The sequence below is a fragment of the Streptomyces cacaoi genome (assembly GCF_006539165.1).
In the GTDB taxonomy this organism is placed as follows: Bacteria; Actinomycetota; Actinomycetes; order Streptomycetales; family Streptomycetaceae; genus Streptomyces; species Streptomyces cacaoi.
On record NZ_BJMM01000041.1, the window covers coordinates 15,063 to 40,706 of the forward strand.

The window sequence follows — 25,644 nt, forward strand, 5'->3', positions numbered from 1 at the left end:
GCGCATCCGCGCGCGCCGGCCCCGCGGCCGGTGTCCCCGGCCTCCCTCTCCACGGAAGGCGGTGAGCACCGTGTGTGCCGTCCCCGATGTCCTCACCGGGATCCTCCGCAGCACCCGCGAGAAGCCCGGCACGACAGCCGTCGTCGTCGGTGACGAGGCCCTCACCTACCGCGAGTTCGAGACGGCAGCGGCCGCGCTCGCGGCACGGCTCGCCGCCGCCGGTGTGCGCCCCGGGCAGACCGTGCTGCTGTATCTGCGGCAGAGCGTGCGCACGCTCGTCGGCATGGCCGCCGCACTGCGGCTCGGCGTCGCCTGGTGCGTGCTGGAGCCCGGCCACCCGCCCGAGCGCATCGCGGCGCTGCTGCGCGACGTCGACTGCGCCGCACTCGTCCTCGACGGCGCCGATGTGCCCGCCGCGCCGCGCACGGCCCGCGAACTGGCGGCCGGCGCGCCCCGCCCCCTCGCCGTGCTGGAGGCCGACGGACCCGCACCGGACCCCGCGGCGTCCGCCCCGCCGCCGCCCCCGGAACCGGTGCACGGTGCCCTGCCCGCCTACACCATCACCACCTCCGGCTCGACGGGCGAGCCCAAGGCCATCGTCGTCAGCCGCGACAACCTCGCCCACATGGTGGCCAACCGGGTCGACGAGCCCGGCCTCACCACCTTCTCGCCCTGCCGGTTCACCTGGGACGGCTCGCTCATGCTGCTGTTCCTGGCGCTGTGCTCCGGCGGCACCGCCGTCCTGCCCGACCACCGCGGGCTGCCCGACCCCGAGGCCGCCGCCGCGCTCGTCGTGCACCGCCGCGCCGCCCGGATCGCCGCCCCGCCCTCGTACTACCGGCTGATGCTGGAACACCTCGCGCCGGCCCGCGGCCATCTGTCCGAGGTGATCCTGGCCGGCGAGGCGTTCCCTCCCTCCCTCGTGGCACAGCACCGCGCGGTCCTGCCGGACACCCGGCTGCGCAACGAGTACGGCCCCACCGAGACGACCGTCACCGTCCTGGGCCACCCGGTGACCGGACGGCGCCCCGGCCGCCCCGGGGATCCCGACGGCTCCGGCGCCGCCGCGGACACCGGCGGCCCCGTCGACCCTGCCGGCGACGTGCCCCTCGGCCGGCCCACCGGCACCACCCACGTCCATGTGCTCGACGAGCGGCTCGTGCCCACGCCGCCCGGGACCGTCGGCGAGCTGTACATCGGCGGCCCGCAGGTCGCCCAGGGGTACGCGGCCCGCCCCGCCGGCACCGCCCGGTGCTTCGTCGCCGACCCGTTCGCCCCCGAACCCGGCGCCCGGATGTACCGCACCGGGGATCTCGCCCTCGTCGACGAGAACGGCGACATCCGCTTCCGCGGCCGGGTCGACGGACAGCTGAAGGTGCGCGGCATCCGCGTCGAACGGCACGCCGTCGAGAGCGCGTTGGAGTCCCATCCCGCGGTACGCCAGGCGGCCGTGCTGGGCGCGCCCGACGGGCACGGCGGCACCCGGCTCGTCGCGTTCTGGACGGCCGCCGAGGCCGCGCTCGCCCTGCCGGGCACCCGCGAGCTGATGGACCTGTGCGCCGAGCGGCTCGGCGGGCACGCCGTGCCCGAACTCCTCGTCCCCGTCGGACACATGCCGCTCGCCGCCAGCGGCAAGGCCGACGAGCGTGCCCTGCTGGCGCTGCTGCCGGACACCGGTGCGGCGCCCGCGGACGGCCCGGACGGCACCGCCGGGCCGTCCGGGCACGGCTGGACCCCGCTGGAGCAGGCCGTCGCACGCCTGTGGGAGAAGGTCCTCCAGCACGACGACTTCGGGCCGGAGGACAGCTTCTTCTCCGTCGGCGGCAACTCGCGGCGCGTCGTCGAACTCCATCTGTCGATGCAGCGGGAATGGCCCGGCGCGGTGCGCGTCGGCCGGCTGTTCGACCTCGACACGGTGCCGGCCCAGGCCGAGGCCCTCTCCACCGCGGCCACGACCGCGCCCGAAGCCCCGGCCCCGGCCGCCGCCTTGACCGAAGCCGAAGCCGAAGCCGCACCCGCAGCCCCGGCGGACCCCGCCCCGGCAGCCGCCGCCACCGGCCCGGACCCCGCGGGGGACGACGGGCCCGGACAGCCGGACCACGACCGACGAGCAGGCCGAGCAGCCGAGGAGCAGCCGTGACCGGTACGCACCCCGCACCGCCCGACACGTCCGCGTCCGCCGGGCCCGCGCCGGGTGTGCCCGTTCCCGACGACGCGGTCGCCGTCGTCGGGATCGCGGTGCGCTTCCCCGGCGCCGACAGCCTGGACGCCTTCCGGCGCAACCTGCGCGACGGCGTCGACAGCGTCGGCCCCATGCCCGCCGAACGGGTGGCCGCCACCGGGCTCGACCCCGACGGCAGCCGTCTGCCCATGGGACACCTGGCGGACATCCACACCTTCGACCACGACCTCTTCCGGATCTCCCGCCGCGAAGCCTGTCTGATGGACCCCCAGCAGCGCCTCGCACTGCTCCTCGCGCACCAGGCGCTGGAGGACGGCGGTTACGCGGCCCGGGAACTCGGCCGGAGCGACACCGCCGTCGTCTTCAGCTCCGCCGCCTCCGCCTACCACGCCGCCGCCGAGGAGCCGGGCGCACTCAGCGCCCTGGGCAACATGCCGTTCGGGGTGCCCGCACGCATCGCCCACGTCCTCGGCCTGCACGGCCCCTGCTACGCCGTCGACACCGGCTGCAACGGCTCCCTCATCGCCGTGCACCACGCCTGCCGCGAACTCGCCCTCGGCGAGGCGCAGTACGCCGTCGCCGGCGGGGTCAGCCTGCGCCCGGGCGGGCTGCCCGCGCGGGAGGCCGCCGGCATGTCGGAGCTGGTGTCCGACAGCGGACGCTGCCGCGCCTTCGACGCGGACGCCGACGGCACGGCCCCCGGCGAGGGCGGCGCCGCGCTGCTGCTCACCACCGTCGGCCGGGCCCGGGCGGACGGCGCCCGCGTCCTCGCCGTGATCCGGGGCAGCGCCGTCCAGCACAACGGCCGCGCCACCTCGACGATGAGCACACCCAGCGCGGTCGCCCAGGCCCGGGTGATCGCGCGGGCCTGGCGGTCCGCCGGACTGGAACCGGCGCACGCCGGCTATCTGGAGGGGCACGGCTCCGGCACCCCGCTGGGCGACGCGGTCGAACTGGAGGGACTGGCCGAGGCGTTCGGTGGACGGCCCGAGCCGCTGCCCCTCGGCTCGGTGAAGACCAACATCGGCCACCTCGACCACGCGGCCGGTATCGCCGGGCTGGTCAAGGCCCTGCTCGGTGTGCACCACGCCGAGCTGTACCCGAATCTCCACTTCCGCCGCGCCACCGGCGGTGTCGAACCCGCCGAACTGGGCCTGGACATCGTCACCGCGCTACGGCCCTGGCCGGCCGGGGAGCGGTTCGCCGGGGTCAGCTCGTTCAGCCTCGGCGGCATCAACGCGCACTGCGTCGTCCAGCAGCCGCCGCCCGTCGAGCCCCCGGCCGTCGAGCCCTCGGCCGGGCAGCCGGCGCGGACCGCCGCCGAGGTCCCGGCGGTCCCGGCGGACGAGCCGGGGGAGGGGAGGCCGCGCCTGGTCACCGTCTCGGCGCGCAGCCGCGAGGCGCTGACCGTGCTGTGCGAGGAGCTGGGCACCGTACTGCGCGACAGCGACGAGGACCTCGCCGATGTCGCCTTCACCCTCAACCACGGGCGCGAGCACCACGGCCACCGCGTCGCGGTCCGCGCCCGCGACACCGAGGAGCTGGCCGTCCGCCTCGCCGCGCAGGCCACCTGGCTCCGCCGGGACCCGGCCGACGGCCCGCACGGCGCCGCCCCGCGTGCCCCGCGCGTGGCGGTACTGCTGCCGGACGACGCCCGGCCCGACGACCACCACCCGTCGCTGCCGGAGGAGTTGGCGCGGTGCGGGGTCCGTGTCACCGGCACGCTCGGCGGGACCGGCCGGGGCACGCGAGCCGAGCCGGAGAGCGCGGCAGCCGCCCTGCTGGCCGCCGGGCCCGTGGTGTTCGTCGACGCGAGCGGGGACGACGGGTGGCGGCCGGCGCTCGACCGTGCCGCCGCGGCCAGGGGTGTCGGCGCCGACATCGTTCCGCTGACGGCGCGCACCGGAGGGCTCCTCGGTGTGCTGGGCGCGCTCTGGTCCCGCGGGGTCGCCCTCGACTGGGACGCGGTCTCCCCGGCCGCCCCCGCCGCCGACGCGGGCGAACCCGGGTCCGGTGCGCCGTATCTGCCGGTGCCGCCCACCCGGCCGCCGCGCCGGCTGCGCCTGCCGGGCCACCCGGTACGCGCCGTGCCCTGCTGGGCCGGACCCCAGGAGCGGACCTCCGCGCCCCGGGAGGCGCAACTCCGGCCCGGCTCACCGGAGTTCGGGGCGACGGGGCCGCAATCGAGGAGCGGCGCCCAGCAGTCCGGGCACGCGGAGCCGGAACCCACGGCCCGGGCGCGGGAGCACACGCACACGGTCCCGGAGACCACCGCCGGGGCAGAAGGGGCAGAGGGGACGGGAGGGGCCGCGACCGCGGGGACGGGGTCCGGTCCCGCCGCGCCGGAGCCCCGTTCCGCGCCGGAGGCGTCGCCCACGGCGGAGCCCGCACCGGCCGAGGGCGGGCACCGGGCGGCATCACCCGTGCACGGCCCGGCCCCGGGCGCACCGGAGCCGGACACCGAACCGGCCGGCCACCCGGCGCCCTACGACGGCCCGTCCGCCGCCGAGCCGTTCCCCGGCGGCCCGTCCGCCGCCGAGCCGTCCGGCGCGGGTCCGTACGGCAGGCCGACCGAGGGCGGTCCGTCGCACGGCGTGGCCGGTGGCAACGGGCCGTCGGGCGCGGCCGGTTCGCCCGCCGAGGACGCCACCGCGTGGCTGTGCACCGTGCTGGAAGAGCTGTTGCAGACGCGCGAGCCGGTCGGCCCCGAGGCCGACTACTTCGAGCTGGGCGGCAACTCGATCATCGCGCTCCAGCTCGTCGACCGGGTCGAGGCCCGCTTCGGCTTCCGGCCCAAGCTCGTCGACGCCTATGAACACCCCCGGGTCCGCGACCTCGCCACGCTCATCGCCACCCGGTCGCAGCCGCCCGCCCCGGCCGTGCCGCCCGTGCTGCCCCAGCAGGAGCTGGTGCTCTCCTTCGGCCAGGAACGCATGTGGTTCCACCACCAGTTGGACCCCGACACCACGCTGTACAACCTGCCGATGGTCAGCCACGTCCGCGGCACCCTCGACGTGGACGCCGTGCGCGGCATGTGGGAGGACCTCGCCCAGCGGCACGAGGTGCTGCGCTCGAACTTCGTCGAGGAGGACGGCGCCCCCGTGCTGCGGATCCGGCCGCGGTTGCGCGACTTCTTCCGGTACGAGGACGTCTCCGGCCGGCCCGACCCGCGGGAGGCGGCACGCGAACTCGTGCGCTCCGCCGCCCGGTTCCGCTTCGACCTGGAGCGCGACCCCCTCGTGCGCGTCCTGGTCGTGCGGATCGCGCCCGAGGAGCACGTCCTCCAGGTGACCATGCACCACGCCGTCAACGACGGCGGATCCCCGAAGATCTTCCAACGGGAGCTGCCCGAGCTGTACGCCGCCCGCCGCTCCGGCCGGGCGCCCCGGCTGGAGCCGCTGCCCGTCCAGTACCGCGACTACGCCACCTGGCAGCGCGCCCTGGTCGCCTCGTCCGCGCTCGACGGTGAACTGGACTACTGGAAGCGGAAGTTGGCGGGCGTCCAGCCGCTGCGGCTGCCGACCGACCACCCCCGGCCCGCCCGCAAGAGCTATGCCGGGGCGCTGTACCCGTTCACCGTCCCGGCGCACCTGGTACGGCGGCTGCGGCGGGTCGCGGTGCGCGAGTCGGCCACCCTGTTCGTGGTGCTGCTGGGCGCCCTGCATCTGCTGCTGGCGCGGCACAGCGGACAGGACGACGTCGTCGTCGGCACGCCCACGACCGGCCGTACCCGGCCCGAACTCCAGGGCCTCATCGGCTTCTTCAACAGCACCGTCGCACTGCGGGCCGACCTGTCCGGCGACCCCGCGCTCAGCACGTTCCTCCAGCAGGTCCGCACCGTGGTGCTGGAGGGCCTGGAGCACCAGGAGGTGCCCTTCGACCGGGTCGTCGGCGCGCTGACGACCGAGCGCGACGCGAGCAGGTCACCCCTCTTCGACGTCTTCTACGTCCACCAGGAGCTGCCGCCCGTCCAGCAGATGGACGGCGCGGCCGTCGGCTTCTTCGACGCCCACCACTCCCGGGAGAACCTCTTCGGCGGCATGCCCGCGGGCACGGCCAAGTTCGATCTGACGCTGCTGACCGAGGACCGCACCGGGCAGGAGTCCATGACCGCCTGCCTGGAGTTCGCCACCGACCTGTTCACCGAGCGGACCGCGGCCCGGTTCACCGCCGACTACCTCGCGCTCCTGGAGGCCGTCGCCGCCGAGGACAGCGGCGGGCTGCCGCTCTCCCGCCTCCTCACCGCGCCGCTGCCCGCACCGGCGCACGGCGACGGCACCGCACCGGACGCCCCCGTGCCCGGGGCCGGTGCGCGCCCCGGAGACACCGCCGGGCCCGGCGAGACGGTGACCGCGCGGTTCGCCGCCCGGGTCGCGCAGGCCCCGGACGCCGTCGCCGTGCTGGACCGGCGTACCCGGCTGACCTACCGCGAACTGGACGCACGCGCCGGGCAGGTGGCCCGTGCGCTGGCCGCGCGCGGGGTGGGCCCGGAGGACGTCGTCGCCGTCGCGGTGGAGCGCGGCGTGGAGACGGCCGTCGCCGTGCTCGGTGTGCTCCGCTCCGGCGCCGCCTATCTGCCCGTCGACCTCGAATACCCGCCCGCCCGCGTGGAGTTCCTGCTCACCGACGCCCGGCCGCGCGCCGTGGTGACGACCTCCGGCGCCGCCGGCCGGCTGCCCGCGGCGGCCCCCGCCGCGCTGACGCTGGACGGGCCCGACGGCCCCGCGTGGACGCGAGCGGCGGAACCCGGATCCGGGCCGGCCGTACCGCGCCCGCCGGCGCCCGGGAACGCCGCCTATGTGATCTACACCTCCGGTTCCACCGGGCAGCCCAAGGGCGTGGTCGTCCCGCACCGCAACGTCGTCGGCTTCAGCGACTGGGCCCGCGAGATGTTCGGCGACGCCACCTTCTCCCGGGTGCTGGGCGCCACCTCGCTCGGCTTCGACATCTCCCTGCTGGAGCTGCTCGCCACGCTCCTCGCCGGCGGCACCGTCGAGCTGGTGCGCAACCTGTTCTCGCTGCTGGACCGGGGCGACTGGAGCGGCAGCCTGGTCAACACCGTCCCCTCGGTCTACCGGCGGGCCGGCCAGGCCGACTGGGTGGACGAGCGGGCCGGCACCTACGTCTTCTGCGGCGAGCCGCTTCCCGGCGACCTCGTGCGCGGCATCCACGCACGCCTGCCCGGCGCGCGGGTGTGGAACGCCTACGGGCCCACGGAGGCCACCGTCTACGCCACCGCGTGGGAGTGCGTACCCGGCGCCGAGGGCGACCCGCCGATCGGCACACCCGTCACCGGCACGGACTGCCGGGTGCTGGACGAGCGGCTGCGGCCCGTACCGCCCGGCACCACGGGCGAGCTGTACCTCGCGGGCGACCGCCTCGCCCGCGGCTACGCGCACCGCCCGGCGCTGACGGCCGGGCGCTTCGTGGCCGACCCGTTCGCCGCCGAACCCGGCGCCCGGCTGTACCGCACCGGCGACCTCGCCCGGTGGAACGCGGACGGCGTCCTGGAGTTCGCCGGACGCGTCGACGACCAGGTCAAGGTGCACGGGAACCGCGTCGAGCCCGGCGAGATCGAGGCACGGCTGACGGCGCTGCCCGGGATCGCCGCCGCGGCCGTCGTCGCCACCGAAGCGGCGGACGGCGACCACCGGTTGACCGCCTACGTCGAGCCCACGCCCGGCGCGGCGGCCCCGGCCCCGGCCCCGCAGGCCCTGCGCGACACGCTGAGCCGGCAGTTGCCCGCGCCGCTCGTGCCCGAGCGGGTGGAGGTGCTGGACGCGCTGCCGGTCACCCCGAGCGGCAAGACCGACCGGCGTGCCCTGCGCGAGCGCGCCGCGCACGGGCCCGCCGCCGCTTCCCCGGCCGAGGGGGCGGGCGCGCGCGACGACGCGGAGGACCGGGTCCGCACCCTGTGCGAGGTCTTCAGCGACGTGCTCGGTGTGCCCGGTGTCGCGCCCGACGACAGCTTCTTCGCGCTGGGCGGGGACAGCATCATGACGGTCAAACTCGTGCGCAGGGCGCGCCGTTCGGGCCTGCTGCTCTCCCCGGAGGACGTCTTCGTCACCCCCACACCGGCCGGCCTGGCCACCACCGCGCAACCGCCCGGGAACCCGTCCGAGTCCCCTTCCCCAGGTCCTTCTCCGTCCCCGGCCCCGTCTCCGTCCCCGGACCCGGCTCCCGCGCCCGCCGTCCTGCCCGACACCGGCGGTCCGGGGCGTGACGACGCCGCAGGGACGGTCGACGACGCGCGGAACACCGCGCCCGCGCCCGGCCCGCACGACGGCACCGAGGCCGCCGCCCGGAAGGACACCGGGCCCGCCCCGCGGGAGCAGCAGCACACCGACCCCGCCCCGCAGGCACAGCAGCACGCCGAGGCGGTACGGCAGGACGACGGCGGACGGCAGGAGCACGCCGACGCCGTACCGGAGGACGACGGCGGACGGCCGGAGCGCGGTCTTCTGCCGGCGAGCCCGCTCGACGCGGGGGAGCAGGCGCAGTTGGCCGCCGCCTACCCCGGCCATCTGGACGTGCTGCCGCTCACCCCGCTCCAGGAGGGCCTCCTCTTCCACCGGCAGTACGACCGGCACGGCGAGGACGCCTATGTGATGCTGCTCGACCTCGGCATGACCGGCGACCTCGACCCGGCCGCCCTGCACGAGGCCCTGCGGAAGCTGTGCGGCCGCCACCCCAATCTGTGCGCCGGCTTCGTGCGGCTGTCCACCGGCCGCACCGTCCAGGTGCTGCCCGGCGGCGGACCGGAGTTCGCCGAGGCGGATCTGTCCCACCTCGCGCCGGCCGAGCAGGAGGCGGAGTGCGCGCGGCGCGCCGAGGCGGCCCGCTCCACCCGCTTCGACCCGGCCCGGCCGCCCCTGCTGCGCTTCACGCTGCTGCGGCTGGGCGAGCGGCGGTTCCGGCTCCAGGCCGCCATTCACCACATCCTCGTCGACGGCTGGTCCAACCAGCTCCTGCTGCCCGAGCTGTTCGCGCTCTACCGGGGCGAGGAGCTGCCCCCGCCGGTCCCGTTCGCCGACCATCTGCGGTGGCTCGCCGGCCGCGACCGGGAGGCGGCCCGCCGCGCCTGGAGCGAGGTGCTGGCCGGCCCGCTGGAGCCGACGCTGCTCGCGCCGCCCGGCAGCCATCTGTCGGCCGAGTGGCCCGCGCGGCGCACCCACCGGCTCCCGGCGGAGCAGACCGCGGCGCTGACGGCCGCCGCCGCACGGCTCGGCGTCACCGTCAACACCGTGCTCCAGTGCTGCTGGGCGCTGCTGCTGGCGGAGTGGACGGGCCGCACGGACGTGGTGTTCGGCATCACCGTCTCCGGCCGGTCCCCGGAGCTGGACGGCGTCGAGTCGATCATCGGCTTCCTCATCAACACCGTGCCGATGCGGGTCCGGTTCTCCCCGGCGGAGACCCTCGACGGGCTGATCCGCCGAGTGCAGGGCGAACAGGCCCGCACCATGCCGCACCACCATCTCGGCCTCGCCGACATCCACGCCGCGGCCGGTGTGGGCGAACTCTTCGACACGGCCATGGTGTTCGAGAACTTCCCGCAGGCGGGCGAGCAGGTGCGCAGCGCACTGCCCGGCGTACGGGTCACCACGGCGTACAGCGAGTCGGCGGGGCACTACCCGCTGAGCCTGATGGCGCTGCCCCGCGAGGACGGGCTCGACCTCAACCTCCTGCACCGCCGGGACGTCTTCGACGCGGAGTGCGCCGAACGTCTCATGGGCCGGCTGCTGCGGCTGATCGGCGCCGTCCTCGACGAGCCCGGCACCCGGCTGTCCCTGCTGGATCTGCTGGACGACGAGGAGCACGCGTTCCTCGCCGCCCACCGGTCGGCGGGGGAGCGGGTGGCGGCCCGCACCGTCCCGGCCCTCGCCGAGGAACAGGCGGCGCGCGCACCCGAGGCGCCCGCCCTGCATCTGGCCGACGGCAGCGGCACCGTCGTCAGCAAGGCCGAACTCGACGCGCGCGCAGGGCGGTTGGCGCGCGAGCTGCTCGCCCGGGGTGCCGGTCCCGAGCAGCGCGTCGCGGTGCTGCTGCCCCGCTCGGCCGAGTCGGTCGTCGCGCTGCTCGCCGTGTGGAAGGCCGGCGCCGCCGCCGTCCCCCTGGACGTGCGCCACCCGGCCGGGCGCCTGCGGCAGACCCTCGACGACGCCGCTCCCGCCCTGGTGCTGACCGACACCCGGCACCGCGGCCACCTCCCGCCGGGCGGCGGCGAGCCGCTGGTGCTGGACGATCCGGACACCGCGCGGCGGATCGCCGCGCACGCCGACGGTCCCGTGCGGGACGAGGAGCGGCCGGTGCCGCTGCTGCCGGACCACGCGGCGTACGTCGTGCACACCTCCGGCAGCACCGGCCGGCCCAAGGGCGTGGTCGTACCGCACCGGGGCGTGGCGGGTGTGCTGCACAGCACGCTGCCCGCGCAGCGGGTGGACGAGGGCGCCAGGGTGCTGCACTTCCTGTCCCCGGCCTTCGACGGCGGGGTGCTGGAGATCCTGGAGGCCGTGTGCTCGCCCGGCGCGCTGGTCGTGGCGCCGGACGAGCGGCTGCGGCCCGGCCGGGAGCTGCGGCGCCTGGCGTACGAGGAGCGGATCACGGCGGTCACGCTGCCGCCCTCGGTGCTCGCCGTGCTGGACCCGCAGGCCGATCTGCCGGCCGGAACGGCCGTGCGGGCGGCGGCCGAGGCGCTGCCGCCGCGGCTGGCGGAGCGCTGGTCGGCGCGGCACACCCTGGTCAACGCCTACGGGCCGACCGAGACGACCGTCGTCGCGACCGTCTCCGAGCCGCTCACCACCGCGGCCCCCATCGGCCGCCCCGTCGCCAACGCCACCGTCCATCTGCTGGACGGCGCCCTGCGGCCGGTCGCACCGGGACGCACGGGGGAGCTGTACGTGTCCGGGCCGGCCGTGGCCCGCGGCTACCACGGGCAGCCGGCGACGACGGCCGTCCGGTTCGTCGCCGACCCGTTCGCGGCCGACGGCGCCCTGATGTACCGCACCGGCGATCTGGCCCGCTGGAGCCCCGAGGGACAGCTGGAGTTCGCCGGCCGCGCCGACCGGCAGCTCAAGGTGCGCGGCTTCCGGCTGGAGCCCGGGGAGATCGAGTCGGCGCTGCTGCGCCACCCCGCGGTGGCCGAGGCCGCCGTCACCGGCCACGCCGCCGACGCCGCTGCCGAAGCCGCCGACGCCGCCGACGGTGCCGCCGGGCAGGGCGAGGGCGGCACCCGGCTCGTCGCCCATGTCGTCCCGCGCCCCGGCGCCCTGTGGCCCGACGGCGACGGTGGCGACGGCGGGGGCGGCGGGAACGGCGGGGGCGGCGACGACGGCAGGGAAGCCGGTGAGGCCGGTGAGGCCGGTGAGGAGGCCGCACTCCGGCGCGAGGAGGCCGTGCTCGCCGACTGGCGCTCCCTCTACGACGGCGCGTACGCGGCCCTGCGGGCACCGGACGAGGCACCGGACGAGACACCGGACGGGGAACCGGAGAGCGGGGCCGGAGCCGAGGGGGCCGACGCGGGCGCCGACGGGCCGGGCTCCGGGCTCTTCGAGGACTTCACCGGCTGGAACAGCGTCCACGACGGATCCCCGCTGCCACGGCGGGAGATGCGCGCCTGGCGGGACGCCACCGTGGCCCGGATCCGCGAGCTGAACCCCGCCCGGGTGCTGGAGATCGGCGCGGGCAGCGGGCTGATCCTCGCCGCGCTGGCCCCGCACTGCACGGCGTACTGGGCCACCGATCTGTCCCCGGCCGCCGTCGCCCACCTGGGCCGGCTCGCCCGGACACCCCGGCTCTCCGGCCGCGTCGAGGTCCGGCAGCAGGCCGCGCACGACTTCTCCGGCCTGCCGCGCGGCGAGTTCGACACGATCGTCCTCAACTCCGTCGTGCAGTACCTCCCCTCTGTCGCGCATCTGCGCAGGGTGCTGTCCGGCGCGCTCGATCTGCTCGCACCCGGCGGGGCGCTCTTCGTCGGCGACGTGCGCGACGCCCGGCTGCTGGACTGCCTCTACACGGCGGCGGAGTGCGGGGCCGCCGCGCCCGCCGCGCCCGTCCCCGGCGTGCGGACGGCGGCCGGCCGGCGGGCGCTGCTGGACGAGGAACTCGCCCTGGCGCCCGCGTTCTTCGCGGGCACCGGCGCCGAGCGCCTCGGTGCCGGGGGCGGCTGCGACATCCGGCTCAAGACGGGGTTCGACAACGAACTCTCCCGCTACCGCTACGACGTGGTGCTGCACAAGGACGCCGACGCGGCCGTCTCCCACCGGGACGCCGTCCGGCTGACCTGGGGCCGGGAGGTACGGGAACCGGCCGGTCTGGAGTCCGTGCTGCGGTACGCGCCGGCCGGCGGGACGGTGCGGGTGTGCGGGATCCCGGAGGGACGCGCGGCAGCCGAACTGGCCCTGTGGCGGGCCGTGGAGGAGGCATCGGCCGCGAGCGCCGTCGGCCGGCTCGCCGCCGTGCCGCGGCCGGACGCGGTACGGCCCGAGGACGTCGAGGACGCCGCCGCACGCGCCGGCTACCGGGCGCTGCTCGTCCCGGGCGCCGCGGTGGGCGAGTTCGACGCCGTCCTCGTACCGCGCGGCTCGGCGGCCGACACCGGGCGCCACCGCGACCTGTACGAGCCGCCGCCCGGCGACGACGGCCCCCTGGCGCACGACCCCGCCGAAGCGGCCGGGGCCGCCCGGCTGCCCGGAGTGCTCCAGGAGTCGCTGCGCTCCGTGCTGCCGCAGCACGCCGTCCCCGCGGCCGTCACCGTCGTGCCCCGGCTGCCGCGCACCCCGAACGGCAAGGTCGACCTCGCCGCGCTGCCCGACCCGGGGGCCGCCGGAAAGGGCCCCGGGCGGGCGGCGCGCACCGTACGGGAGCGGCAGCTGTGCACGGTGTTCGCCGAGACACTCGGGGTGCCGGCCGTCGGGGTGGACGACAACTTCTTCGACATGGGCGGCCATTCGCTGCTGGCGACCCGGCTGGCCCGCCGGATCGAGGACATCTGGGGCGGCGAGATCGACGCGGCGGCGGTGTTCGCGGCGCCGACGGTCGCCGCGTTCGCCGAGCGGATCGGCGGCACCCAGGAACGCCCGGCGTTCCACACCCTGCTGCCGCTGCGTCCCCCGGGCGCGTCCGGGGCCTCCGGGGCCTCCGGGGCGTCCGGAGGTGACGTCCCGCCGCCGCTGTTCTGTGTGCACCCGGCGGGCGGCGTCGGCTGGATGTACTCGGCCATGGCACACCGGCTGCGGCCCGGGCAGGCCCTGTACGCGCTCCAGGCACGCGGGCTGGACGGGCGGGAGCAACTGCCCGGCAGCGTCGAGGAGATGGCCGACGACTACGTCGCACAGATCCGCGGCGCCCAGCCGGAGGGCCCCTACCATCTGCTCGGCTGGTCCTTCGGCGGCCTGGTCGCCCACGCCATGGCCACCCGGCTCCAGGAACAGGGAGCCGAGGTCGCGCAGTTGGTGCTGCTGGACTCCTACGTCATGGCGGACATGCCGGCGCTCCCGGACACCGGGGTGAGCGAGGAGCGGCTGATGTACGGCGCGCTGCTCGACTTCGCCGGTATCCGCCCGCCCGGGCTGCACGAGAGCGAGCTGAGCCCCGAACGGTTCCTGCGGATCGTCCGGAGCGGCGAGAACCTGCTTTCCGGCATCTCCGAGGAGCATCTGCTGGGCATGGGCGGCGTCTACGCGAACAACCTGCGGATCGCGCCGGACTTCCACCCGGTGCCGTTCCACGGCGACGTGCTGCACATCAGGGCACGGCCGCACGAGGACCACCCCGCGCTCGAACCGCGGCTGTGGGACCCGTACGTGACGGGCGAACTGCGCGTCCACGACAGCCGCCACCAGCACAACGACCTGGGCAGCGCGGCCTCGCTCGCCGAGATCGCGGCGCTGCTGGCCGACGGAGCGCACCCGGAAGGCGAGGGGAGCTGACGTGAGCGGACGGCCCATGCCGCTGACGGCCGCCCAGGCCGGCATCTGGTACGGACACCAGCTCGACCGTACGGGCCTGCGCTATGTGTGCGGCCAGTACGTGCGGGTGCACGGAGCCCTGGACGAGGAGCTGTTCGAGCGGGCGCTGCGCACGGTCGTCGCCGGCAGCGAGAGCCTGCGGGTGCGCTTCGACCCCGCCGGTACCGCCCGCCGCGGCGACCCCGACGGCGGCCCCGACGGCGGCACCGCGGAGGTGACGCAGACGCTGCTGGACGGGGACGATTGGCCGCTGCACCGGCACGACCTCTCCGGCGCCGCCGCACCCCACGAGGAGGCGCTCCGCTTCCTCGAAGCCGAGCTCGACGTCCCCTACGACCTGTCCGCCGGACCCGTCTTCGACCACTGTCTGCTGCGGACCGGAACGCCGGACGCGCCCGCGTACGTGTGGGGCATCAAGGTGCACCACATCGTGGCCGACGGCGTCGCGGTCGCCTCCTTCATCCGCCGTGTCGCCCACGTCTACACCGAGCTGTGCGCGGGCCGCACCCCGCAACCGGCCGTCTTCGACCGGCTGGAGACCCAGCTCGACCTCGACGCCTCCTACCGCGCCTCCGACCGGTTCCGCCAGGACGCCGACCACTGGGCGCGGGAGCTGGCCGGTGTCGACGAGGCCCCGCAGCTCGCCACCGGCCCGGTGCCCGCCGGCGCCACGGGCCACATCCGCCGCACCGCGCAACTCGCCCCGGAGCGATGGGAGTTGCTGGAGGCCGGGGCCGAGCGGCTCGGCCAGCGGTGGCCCGCGCTGTTCGCGGCGGCCCTCGCCGTGGCCGTGCACGCCGACACCGGCAGCCGCCGCACCGTCCTCGGGCTGAGCGTGCCGGCCCGCGTCGGCCGCGTCGCACGGGACGCCCTCGGCACCTGGGCCAACATCGTTCCGCTGCGGCTGGACGTCGATCCGGCGGGCGGCACCGGCGACCTCGTGCACACGGCCGCTGCCCGCACCCTCACCGCGCTGCGCCACCAGCGCTACCGCTACGAGGACCTGCTGCGCGACCACTCCGCCGTGCACGGCGGCCGGCAGCTCGTCGGGCCGGTGCTCAACGCCATGACGCTGGACGCCGGGCTCGACTTCGCCGGGGCGCCCGCCACCGTCCACGAACTCTCGCCGGGCCGCCGCGAGGAACTCGCCGTCGGCGTCTACCACAACGGCGAACCCGGCCTGCGCGTCGACCTCGACGTGGCCGCCTCCCGCTGCACCGCGCAGGACGCCGACGCGCAGCTGCACCGGCTGCTCGACACCGTGTGCGCGCTCGCCGAGGCCCCGCCCGACACCCCCGTCGGCCGGCTCGGCTCCTCCCGCGCGCCCGCGGCCCCGCCGGCTCCGGCGGAACCGCCGCCGCCGCACCCGTCGCCGGCCGCGACCGTGCCCGCGCTCTTCGCCCGCACGGCAGCCGAGCACCCGGACGCCGTCGCCGTCGTGGCAGGCCCCGTACGGCTCGACTACCGCACGCTGGACGCCCGTTCCGCGCGGGTGGCACGGCTGCTCGCCGGGCGCGGCATCGGCCCCGGCGACCGGGTCGCCGTCGCCCTGCCGCGCGGCGCCGGCCTGGTCGTCGCCCTGCTCGGGGTGCTCAGGTCCGGCGCCGCCTATGTGCCGCTCGACCCCGGCTACCCCGCCGGCCGGCTGCGCGGCATCCTCGCCGACGCCGCGCCACGGCTCACCCTCGGCTGCCCGCAGGCCGCCGAGGCACACACCGTCGCCGAGGAACACGGCACACCCGTGCTCCTGCTGGAGGCCGACGGCACACCGGCACCGGCCGGCGGCGGGGCGGCGGCCGAGGCGGAACCCCGCGGCCCGCTGCCCGACAGCCCGGCCTACGTCATCCACACCTCCGGCTCGACGGGCGTGCCCAAGGGCGTCCTCGTCCCCCACCGGAACATCACCCGGCTGTTCGCCGCCACCGAGCGGCAGTTCGGGTTCGGCCCGGACGACGTGTGGACGCTCTTCCACTCCTACGCCTTCGACTTCTCCGTATGGGAACTGTGGGGGGCGCTGCTGTACGGCGGCCGGCTCGTCGTCGTCCCCGAGGAGACCGCCCGCTCGCCCCGGGACTTCCTCGATCTGCTCGTCGCCGAGGGCGTCACCGTCCTCAACCAGACGCCCTCCGCGTTCGGCCAGCTCGCCGACGCCGACGCCGAACGGCCGTCCGTGGGCGCCCGGTTGGCCCTGCGGTACGTCGTCTTCGGCGGCGAGGCGCTGGAGCCGTGGCGGCTGGCCGGCTGGTACACGCGGCACGCGGACGACGCACCGCGCCTGGTCAACATGTACGGCATCACCGAGACCACCGTCCATGTGACCCGGGCGCCGCTGGACGCCGCGGCGGCCACCGCCGCCGGCAGCGGCATCGGCCGGCCGCTGCCGGATCTGCGGGTGCGGCTGCTCGACGCCGCGCTGCGTCCCGTGCCCCCGGGCGTACCGGGCGAGATGTACGTGGCCGGCCCCGGTCTCGCCCAGGGCTATCTCGGCCGGCCCGGGCTGACCTCCGGCCGGTTCGTCGCCGACCCGGCGGGCCCGCCCGGCAGCCGGATGTACCGCAGCGGGGACCTGGCCCGGCGCACCCCGCGGGGCGCCCTGGAGTACCTCGGGCGCGCCGACCGGCAGGTGAAGGTCCGCGGGCACCGCATCGAGCCCGGCGAGGTGGAGGCCGCGCTCGCCGCGCTGCCCGGCGTGGCCGACGCCGCGGTCGTCCTGACCGAACACGCCCCCGGGGACCGCAGGCTGGTGGCCTACGCCGTCCCCGACACCGCCGTCCCCGACACCGCCGACGGCGGGGACCGCACCACGGGCCTGGCGTCCCCCGCGCCCCGACTGCGTGCCCGGCTGGCCCGGTCGCTGCCCGGCCATCTGGTGCCCTCCGCGTGCTTCACCGTCGACGCGCTGCCGCTGACGGTCAACGGCAAGCTCGACGAGCGGAGCCTGCGTGCCCTGCGCCCCGCCCACCCCGCGTCCGGCGGCCGCCCGCCGCACGGCCCACTGGAAACAACCCTGCAACGCCTCTTCACCGAGATCCTCACCCCCGCCCCCGCCGACAGCCCCGCCCCTGCCGACAGCCCCGCCCCCGCCGGGAGCCCCGCCACCCCGGAACCGGCCGACCCCGCCCCGGACGGCGAACCCGGTGTGGGCGTCGAGCAGAGCTTCTTCGCGTCGGGCGGTGACTCGCTGCTCGCGGCCCGGCTCGCCTCCCGGGCCCGCGCCGAGCTGTCCGTGGACGTCTCCGTGCGCGACGTGTTCGAGCATCCGACCGTCGCCGCGCTCGCCGCGCACCTCGGCGGCGCGGCAGCCGTCGACGGCGACCGCCCCGGGCCGGTGCCCCGCCCCGAACGCGTCCCGGCCTCCTCCGCACAGCGCAGCCTGTGGTTCCTGCACCGGCTGGAGCGCCACAGCCCCGCCTACCACATCCCGCTGGCGGCGCACCTGACCGGCGAGCTGGACCGGGACGCGCTCCACGCCGCGGTACGCGACGTCCAGCAGCGGCACGAGAGCCTGCGCACGGTCTTCCCGCCGACCGGCGGCGCCCCCTGGCAGCGGATCCTCGACGAGCCCGCCGTCCCCCTGCACACGCCGGAGACCACCGGGTCCGGGCTGGACGACGCGCTCGCCGAGGCCGTCCGGCGGCCCTTCGACCTGGAGAGCGAACCGCCCTGGCGGCTCACCCTGTTCACGCTCGGGCCGCGCACCCACGTCCTGCTGCTCGTGCTGCACCACATCGCCGCCGACGAGCACGCGCTCGGCCCGCTCACCCGCGATCTGTCCGCCGCCTACGCCGCGCGCGCCGTCGGCCGCCGCGCCCCCGTCTGGCCGCCGCTGCCCCTCCAGTACGCCGACTTCACCCTGTGGCAGCGCGCCCGCCTCGGCGACGGCACCGGCCCGGACGGTGTGCTCGGCGCCGAACTCGCCCACTGGCGCGCCACGTTGGCGGGCGCGCCCGCCGAGACCCCGCTGCCCGCCGACCGGCCGCACCCCGAGGAGGCGGTGCACCCGGGCGCCGCCGTCGACTTCGCCTGGGACGCGGAACTGGCCGAGCGGCTGGCCCGGTTCGCCGCCGCGCGGGGCGCCACCGTCTTCATGGCCCTGCACGCCGCCGTCGCCTGCCTGCTCAGCCGGCTCGGCGCGGGCACGGACCTCGTGCTCGGCACCGTGACGGCGGGGCGTGAGGACCCCGCGCTGGACGAACTCGTCGGCTTCTTCGCACAGACCCTCGCGCTGCGCACCGACCTGTCCGGCGATCCCGGCTACGCGGAGGTGCTCGACCGGGTCCGGGCCGCCGACCTCGCCGCGTTCGCGCACCAGCGGGCGCCCTTCGAGCGCGTCGTGGAAGCCCTCGCACCGCCCCGGGCGCCGGGCCGGCACCCGCTGTTCCAGGTGATGCTCACCCTGCACACCGGCGGCGCACCCCGTCTCACCCTGCCCGGCCTGGAGTGCGCCGCGCTCCGACTGCCGCGCACCACGGCGAAGTTCCCCCTGCTGTTCGACCTCACCGAGGACCCCGGGCGCGGGCTGCACGGCTGTCTGGAGTACAGCACCCGGATGTTCGACCGGGACACCGCGGCCCTGCTGGTGGCCGCGCTCCGCCGCTTCGTGGAGGCCGCGCTGGACGCGCCGGACACCCCGTACCGGACCCTGCGCGCCGACGAGGCCGTCGAGGAACAGGCCCTGCGCACCCGCACCGGCGGCCCCGACGAACCGCGTGCCGAACACCCCGCCGGACGCCCAGCCGAACGCCCCGCCGAGGCGCGCGCCGACGGCGGCCCCCGCCCCGGTGCGGCGGGCGGACGCGCCCGTGCGGCGGAGGCGGGCGCGGACGGCGCTCCGGGCGCGGAAGAGGTGCTGGTCTCCCTCTTCGCCGCCCTGCTCGGCGTGGCGCACGTCGCCCCGGACGACAACTTCTTCAGCCTCGGCGGCGACAGCATCCTCGCCGTCCAACTCGCCACCCGCGCACAGGCGAACGGGGTGCCCATCGGCCCCAAGGACGTGTTCGCACGACAGAGCCCGCGTGCCCTCGCCCGCGCCGCCGGCGGCCGGACGGCGGAGCCGACGCCGCACGCCGCCCCCGCGCACGAGGCCGTGGGCCCGCTGCCGGCCACCCCCGTCATGGACTGGCTGGCCTCGCTCGGCGGCCGGGCCGACGGCTTCGCCCAGTCGCTCGTGTGCCCGCTGCCGGACGAGGTGTCCGGCACCGCCCTGCACACCGCTCTCCAGCAACTGCTCGACCACCACGACGCGCTGCGCCTGCGCCGGACCGGAACGGACGGCGGACGCTGGACCTTCGAGATCCGTCCGGTGGGCGCCGTCCGCGCCGCCGACTGCCTCACCACCGTCGACCTCGCCCGCGAAGGGATCACCGGTACCGACGTGCCCGCGCGCCTCCTCGACGAGGAACGCCGCGCGGCCCGCCGCCGGCTGGACCCGGACGCGGGCCACCTCGTCCGCGCGGTGTGGCTGCGCGGGGCGCGCGATCTGCTGCTGCTCGTGGTGCACCACTTCGCGGTGGACGGCGTCTCCTGGCGGATCCTGCTGCCCGACCTGCGGCAGGCGTACACCGCGGCGCTCCGCGGCGAACCCGCCCGACTCGCCCCGGTGCCGGTACCGCTCCGCCAGTGGACACACGCCCTGCACGCCGCACTCGCCGAGCACACCGCGCATGCCGAGCACACCGCACATGCCGCACATGCCGCACACGCCGAGCACACCGCACACGCCGAGCACACCGCACATGCTGCACACGCCGAGCACGCCGTACACGCCGAGCACGCAGCCACCGCCCCGGCGCCGGACACCGCGCAGGCACCGGGCAACCCACAAGACCCGGACGCCGGACAGGCCCCGGCCGCCGAACAGGGCGCACAGGCGCCGGATATCGCACAGGCCCCGAACGCCGAACAGCGCGCACAGGCGCCGAACGCCGAACAGCGCGCACAGGCCCCGGACGGCGAACAGGGCGCACAGGCACCGGACATCGCACAGGCCCCGGCCGCCGAACAGCACGCGCAGGCGCCGCCCGCACCTCCCGGCGGCGGCCTCGGCGCACGGGCCCTGGACCCGGCGCTGGACACCGTCGCCACCGCCCGCCGCCACCGTCTGACGCTCGACGCGGAACGCACCCGGCGGCTGCTGGCCGCCGTGCCGTCCGCCTTCCGCGCCGGTGTGCCCGACGTGCTGCTCGCCGCGCTCTCCGTCGCCCTGCACCGGTGGAGCGCCAACACCGCGCGCGGCCCGGTGCTCGTCGACGTCGAAGGCCACGGCAGGCAGCCGGAACACGACGGCCTCGCCCGGCTGGACCTCTCCCGGACCGTCGGCTGGTTCACCGAACTGCGCCCCGTCCTGCTCGACGCCCGCGTCGACGATGCCGCGGCCGTGGCAGGGGCCGGCCCGGGGCTCGCCCGCGCCGTGAAGCACACCAAGGAACGGCTCCGCGCGGCAGCGCGGCCCGCCCCGGCCGCGGCCCGGCACGGCGCCGCCCGCGCCCCGCTCGCCTTCAACTATCTGGGCCGGTTCGACACCGACGAGCCCGCCGCGTGGAGCCCGCTGCCCGGCTCCCTGCGCGGCGAGGCCGACCCGGCGCAGCCCCTCGGCCACGTCCTCACCCTGGACGCCTTCGCCGAACCGGGGCCCGAAGGTCCCTGTCTGCGCACCGAGTGGGTCTGGCCGGAGGGAGTGCTCGACGAGGCCGCCGTCACCGAACTCGCCGACGCCTGGCGCGAGGTGCTCGACGCCCTCGTCACCCACCACGGCACACCCGGCACCCGCGCCGCCACACCCTCGGACTTCCCGCTCGCCGACGCCGCCCAGGAACGGATCGAGGCCCTGGAGGAGCGGTACGGCGAACTCGCCGAGCTGCTCCCGGCCTCGCCCCTCCAGGAAGGGCTGCTCTTCCACGCCCTCTACAGCGGCCACCTCGACGCCGCACCGCATCGGGACGCCGGCCCCGACGGCTCCTCCGGTGAGCATCCGGACGACCCCTACGTCGTCCAGCTCACCCTCGCGCTGACCGGCGCCCTCGACCCCGACCGGCTGCACACCGCGGCCCGGCAGCTGCTGCACCGCCACCCGCACCTGGGCGGCGCGTTCGCCACCGACGGCGCGGGCGGCCCGCTGTACGCCGTCCCGGCCCGCGTACGGCTGCCCTGGCGCACCGTCGATCTGACCGGCCTCACGGACGCGGCGCGGGATGCCCGGCTGCGCGACGAGGAGCTGGCGGAGCGCCGCCGTATCGACCCGGAGCAGCCGCCGCTGCTGCGCTTCGCGCTGCTGCGCACCGACGAGCACGGCTGGCGGCTGGTGTTCACCCACCACCATCTCCTGCTGGACGGCTGGTCGGTGGCGCTCGTGCTGAGCGAGCTGTTCGCCCTCTACGACGGCCGTGCGCCGGAGCCGGCCGCCCCCTACACGCCGTACGCGCGCTGGCTGGCCGGCCGGGACACCGCCGCCGCCCGCGCGGCCTGGCGCGCCGAACTGGCGGGTGCCGAGCCCACCACGGTCGGCGCGGCCGGCCGCCCGGACGGGCACGGCGGCGCCGCGCTGCACACCTTCACGCTGCCGGACGAGCTGACCGCCGGGCTCACCCGCCGCGCGGCACAGTGGGGCGTCACCCTCAACTCCCTGGTGGAGACGGCCTGGGCGCTGCTGCTGGGACATCTGACCGGCCGGGACGACGTCGTCTTCGGCTCAACCGTCGCGCAGCGGCCCGCCGGGCTCGACGACGCCGAACGGATCGTGGGCCTGCTGCTCAACACCGTCCCCGTCCGGGTGCGTGCCCGCGCCGGGGAGCCGCTGCGCGCGCTGGCGGCCCGGGTGCACGCCCGCCGCGCCGAGCTTCTCGACCACCAGCACCTCGGGCTCACCGCCATCGAGGAGGCGTCCGGTGCGAGCGGCCTGTTCGACTCGTCCCTCGTCTTCGAGAACTACCCGCTCGAAGAGGGCCTGTTGACCGAGCCGGCCGCCGGCGTCCGGGTGGCGGGCACCAGCGTGCACGACGGCACGCACTATCCGCTGACGCTGGTCGTGCTGCCCCGCGGCGGCCGGATCGACTGCCGGCTGAGCGTGGACCCCGGCGCACTGGCCTGGTTCGGCACGGCCGACGACCTGTGGGACGGCTTCCGCACGGCCTGCGCCGCGCTCGCCGACGGGCCCGGAGCCGTCGAACTCACCGCGCAGGCACGGCTGTTGCCCGCCGCGCGCCGCGCCGAACTGCTGCACCGGGGCCACGGCGCGCCCCTGCCGCCCGCCACCGATCTGGCCCGCGTCTTCGAGTCCAGGGCCGCCGCACACCCCGCGCGCCCGGCGCTCCACCACGCGGGCACCACCGTCACCTACGGCGCGCTCAACGCCCGCGCCAACCGGCTGGCCCGGGCGCTGGCCCGGCGCGGGGTGCGGACCGGGACACCGGTCGCCGTCGCGCTCGACCGCTCGCCCGAGGTCCCGCTCGCGTTCCTCGCCCTGGCGAAGCTCGGCGCGCTCTGCGTACCGCTGCACCCGGGCTTCCCCGCCGCACGCAGGCAGCGGCTGTGCGAACTGACCGGCGCCCGGCTCGTCCTGGACGCCGCCGCGCTCCGGCAGGCGGCCCCGGAAGCCCCGGAAGCCCCGGAAGCCCCGGACACCGCCGTCGGGAGGGCACCGGGGGCGCCGGGCACCACCGAATCCGCCGAGGACACCTCCGACCTCCGCCTCGACCTGCCCGCCGAACTGGCCGCCTGTGTGGTGTTCACCTCCGGCTCCACCGGCGAACCCAAGGGCGTACGGCTCTCGCACCGTGCCGTGCTGGCGCGTGCGCACGACCCCGTCTGGCGGGACGAGGACCACGAACGGGTCCTGTTCCACTCGCCGCACGCGTGGGACGCCGTCGTCTACGAACTGTGGATGCCGCTGCTGACCGGCCGCCGGATGGTGATCGCACCGGCCGGCCGCCTCGACGTGGACGACTACGCGCGGGTCCTGCGCGAGGGCCGCGTCACCGCCGCCTTCCTGACGGCGGGCCTGTTCGACGTCCTCGCCGAGCAGCGGCCCGCCGCGCTCCGTGGCCTGCGCAGGCTGGGCGCGGGCGGCGACGTCGTCTCGCCCGCCGCCGTCGCCCGGGTCCGCGCGCACGCCCCGCGGCTGCCGATCGCCAATCTGTACGGGCCCGTCGAGAACACCACGTTCTCGCTGCGCCACGAGATCCCCGAGGACGCGCCCGACGACGGGGCGGTGCCCCTCGGCGGGCCCGTGGCCGGCACCCGCGTCGTCCTGCTCGACGGCGCGCTGCGGCCCGTCCCCGCGGGCGTGCCCGGGGAGATCCATCTGGCGGGGGAGGGGCTTGCCGAGGGCTACGACACGGCGGCCCGCACCGCCGAACGCTTCGTCGCCGACCCGTTCGGCGCCCCGGGCGAGCGCATGTACCGCACCGGTGACCTGGGGCGCTGGGGCCCGGACGGGCGGCTGCACTTCCTGGGCCGCGCCGACCGTCAGATCAAGGTCGCCGGGCACCGCATCGAGCCCGGCGAGGTCGAGGCCGCGCTGCGCCGCACGCCCGGGGTGACCGGCGCCTGGGTGACCGTGCACGGCGAGGGCGCGGCCGGCCGCACCCTGGTCGGCTATGTGACCACGGCCGACGGCACCGTCGACACCGAGCGGCTGCGCGGCCGGCTGCGCGCCCGCCTTCCGCGGCACCTGGTGCCCGCCGCGCTGGTCCCGGTCGACGCGCTTCCGCTCGACGCCAACGGCAAGGTCGACCGCGCGGCGCTGCCCGCACCGGCCGCCCCCGGACCGTCCGGCCACGGCACGGCGCGCACCCCGCGCCGGCAGGTGCTGGCCGCCGCCTGCGCCGCCGCGCTGGGGCTGCCGTCCGTCGGCGTCGACGACGACTTCTTCGCGCTCGGCGGCACCTCCCTGACCGCCATCCGCCTGGCGGGCCGGCTGCGCACCGCGTTGCGCGTCCCCGTCTCGGTACGCGACATCTTCGAGGCCCCCACCGTCACCGCCCTCGACCAGCGCCTCCCCCATCCCGGCCCCGCCGCAACTCCCGCCGCGGATCCGGCACTTGGGCACGGGCCGGCGGCGGAAGCGAACGCCGGCGGCGCAATCCCGCCGGGGCCCGTACCCGCACCGACCGCACCGACCGCGCCCGAGCGCCCCGCACGGCTGCCGCTGTCCCCGGCGCAGCAGTCCATGTGGACCGCGACCTACCTGGGCGGACACCGTCCCGCCTACCTCACGGCGCTCGCCCTCGACCTCGAAGGCGAGCCCGACCCGGTGGCGCTGCGCGCGGCCGTCGGCGATCTGGCCGACCGTCATGAGTCGCTGCGCACCCTCCTCCCGTACGGCGACGAAGGCCCCGAACAGCACATCCTGCCGCCGGGCGCCCAGCCGCCGGACTTCCGGGCCGTACAGGTCGAGGACGACGGACTCGCAGACGCCCTGGCCGCCGAACTCGCCGCGCCCTTCGACCTGTTGACCCAGCTTCCGCTGCGCGCACGGCTGCTGACCGCGGCGCCGGACCGCCACGTCCTGCTGCTCGTCCTGCACCATGTGGCCGCCGACGGCGCCTCCATGGCGCCGCTCCGCGCCGATCTGCGGCACGCCTACGCGGCCCGCCGTGCCGGGCACCCGCCCCACTGGGAGCGCCCCGCGCCGCAGTACGCCGACCATGTGCTGGAGCAGCGGCGGCGCCTGGGCGACCCGGGCCTTCCGGACAGTCCCGCCGCCCGGCAGGCGCGCTACTGGCGGGCGCAACTGGACGGTGTGCCCGGCAGATTGGAGCTGCCCGGCGCCCGGCCCGAGCCCGACGCCGCGCCGGGTGCGGCCGGGAGCGTGCCGTTCACCGTCGGCCCGCACGCGCACCGGCTGCTGGAGGAGGCCGCCGGCCGCTGTGCCGCCAGCCCCTACATGCTGCTGCACACGGCGTTCGCGGCCGCCCTCACCGGTCTCGGCGCCGGCCCTGACATCCCCGTCGTCGTCGCGCTGAGCGGACGGGACGAGGAGGACATGGACGGCCTCGTCGGCTGTGTCGTCCAGCCCGTCGTGGTCCGCACCGACACCGCGGGCGACCCGAGCGGCGGCCAACTCGTCGACCGGGTCAGGGAGGTGCTCCTCCAGGCGCACGCGCACCAGGAACACCCCTACGAGGAGGTGCTGGAGGAACTGGCCCGGCACAGCGCACGCGAGGGGCGCTCGCTGTTCACCGCCGCGGTCTCCTATCTGCGCACCGGGGCCGCCGGGACGGACACCTGGCCGGGCGGCCTCACCGCCCGCACCCGCACGCTGCCGGTCACCCACACCGACATCGATCTGCTGCTCCAGCTGCGCGAGGAGCGCGCACCGGACGGCGGCCCGGCCGGCATCACCGGGGAGCTGGTGCACGCCCGCGCCTACTGCGACACGGCGACCGCCCGCCGCGTCGTCACCGCCGTCGAGGACCGGCTCGCCGCCCTGTGCGCCGACCCGTCGGCACCGCTCGTCCGTGCCCCCGCGCCGCAGCGGGCCTGACGGGCGGCACACCA

The 25,644-nt window shown here is 77.0% G+C and carries 3 protein-coding genes; all 3 read left to right on the forward strand.

Annotated elements, in window-relative coordinates:
• The first annotated feature begins 61 nt into the window (after window positions 1–61).
• The 3 genes from SCA03_RS27560 to SCA03_RS35305 are packed head-to-tail and all read left to right on the forward strand — an operon-like array spanning window position 62 to window position 25,630.
• Window positions 62–2,140, forward strand: a complete 2,079-nt coding sequence (locus SCA03_RS27560; protein WP_230988946.1) for a non-ribosomal peptide synthetase — start codon at window positions 62–64, stop codon at window positions 2,138–2,140.
• Entirely contained in the window at window positions 2,137–14,109 is an 11,973-nt protein-coding gene (locus SCA03_RS36520; RefSeq protein WP_230988947.1) for a non-ribosomal peptide synthetase, read from the forward strand. Before SCA03_RS27560 ends, SCA03_RS36520 begins: the two co-directional genes overlap by 4 nt.
• A 1-nt stretch (window position 14,110) precedes the next feature.
• Window positions 14,111–25,630, forward strand: coding sequence for a non-ribosomal peptide synthetase (locus SCA03_RS35305; protein WP_170223858.1), 11,520 nt, complete (start codon window positions 14,111–14,113; stop codon window positions 25,628–25,630).
• Window positions 25,631–25,644 lie beyond the last annotated feature (14 nt).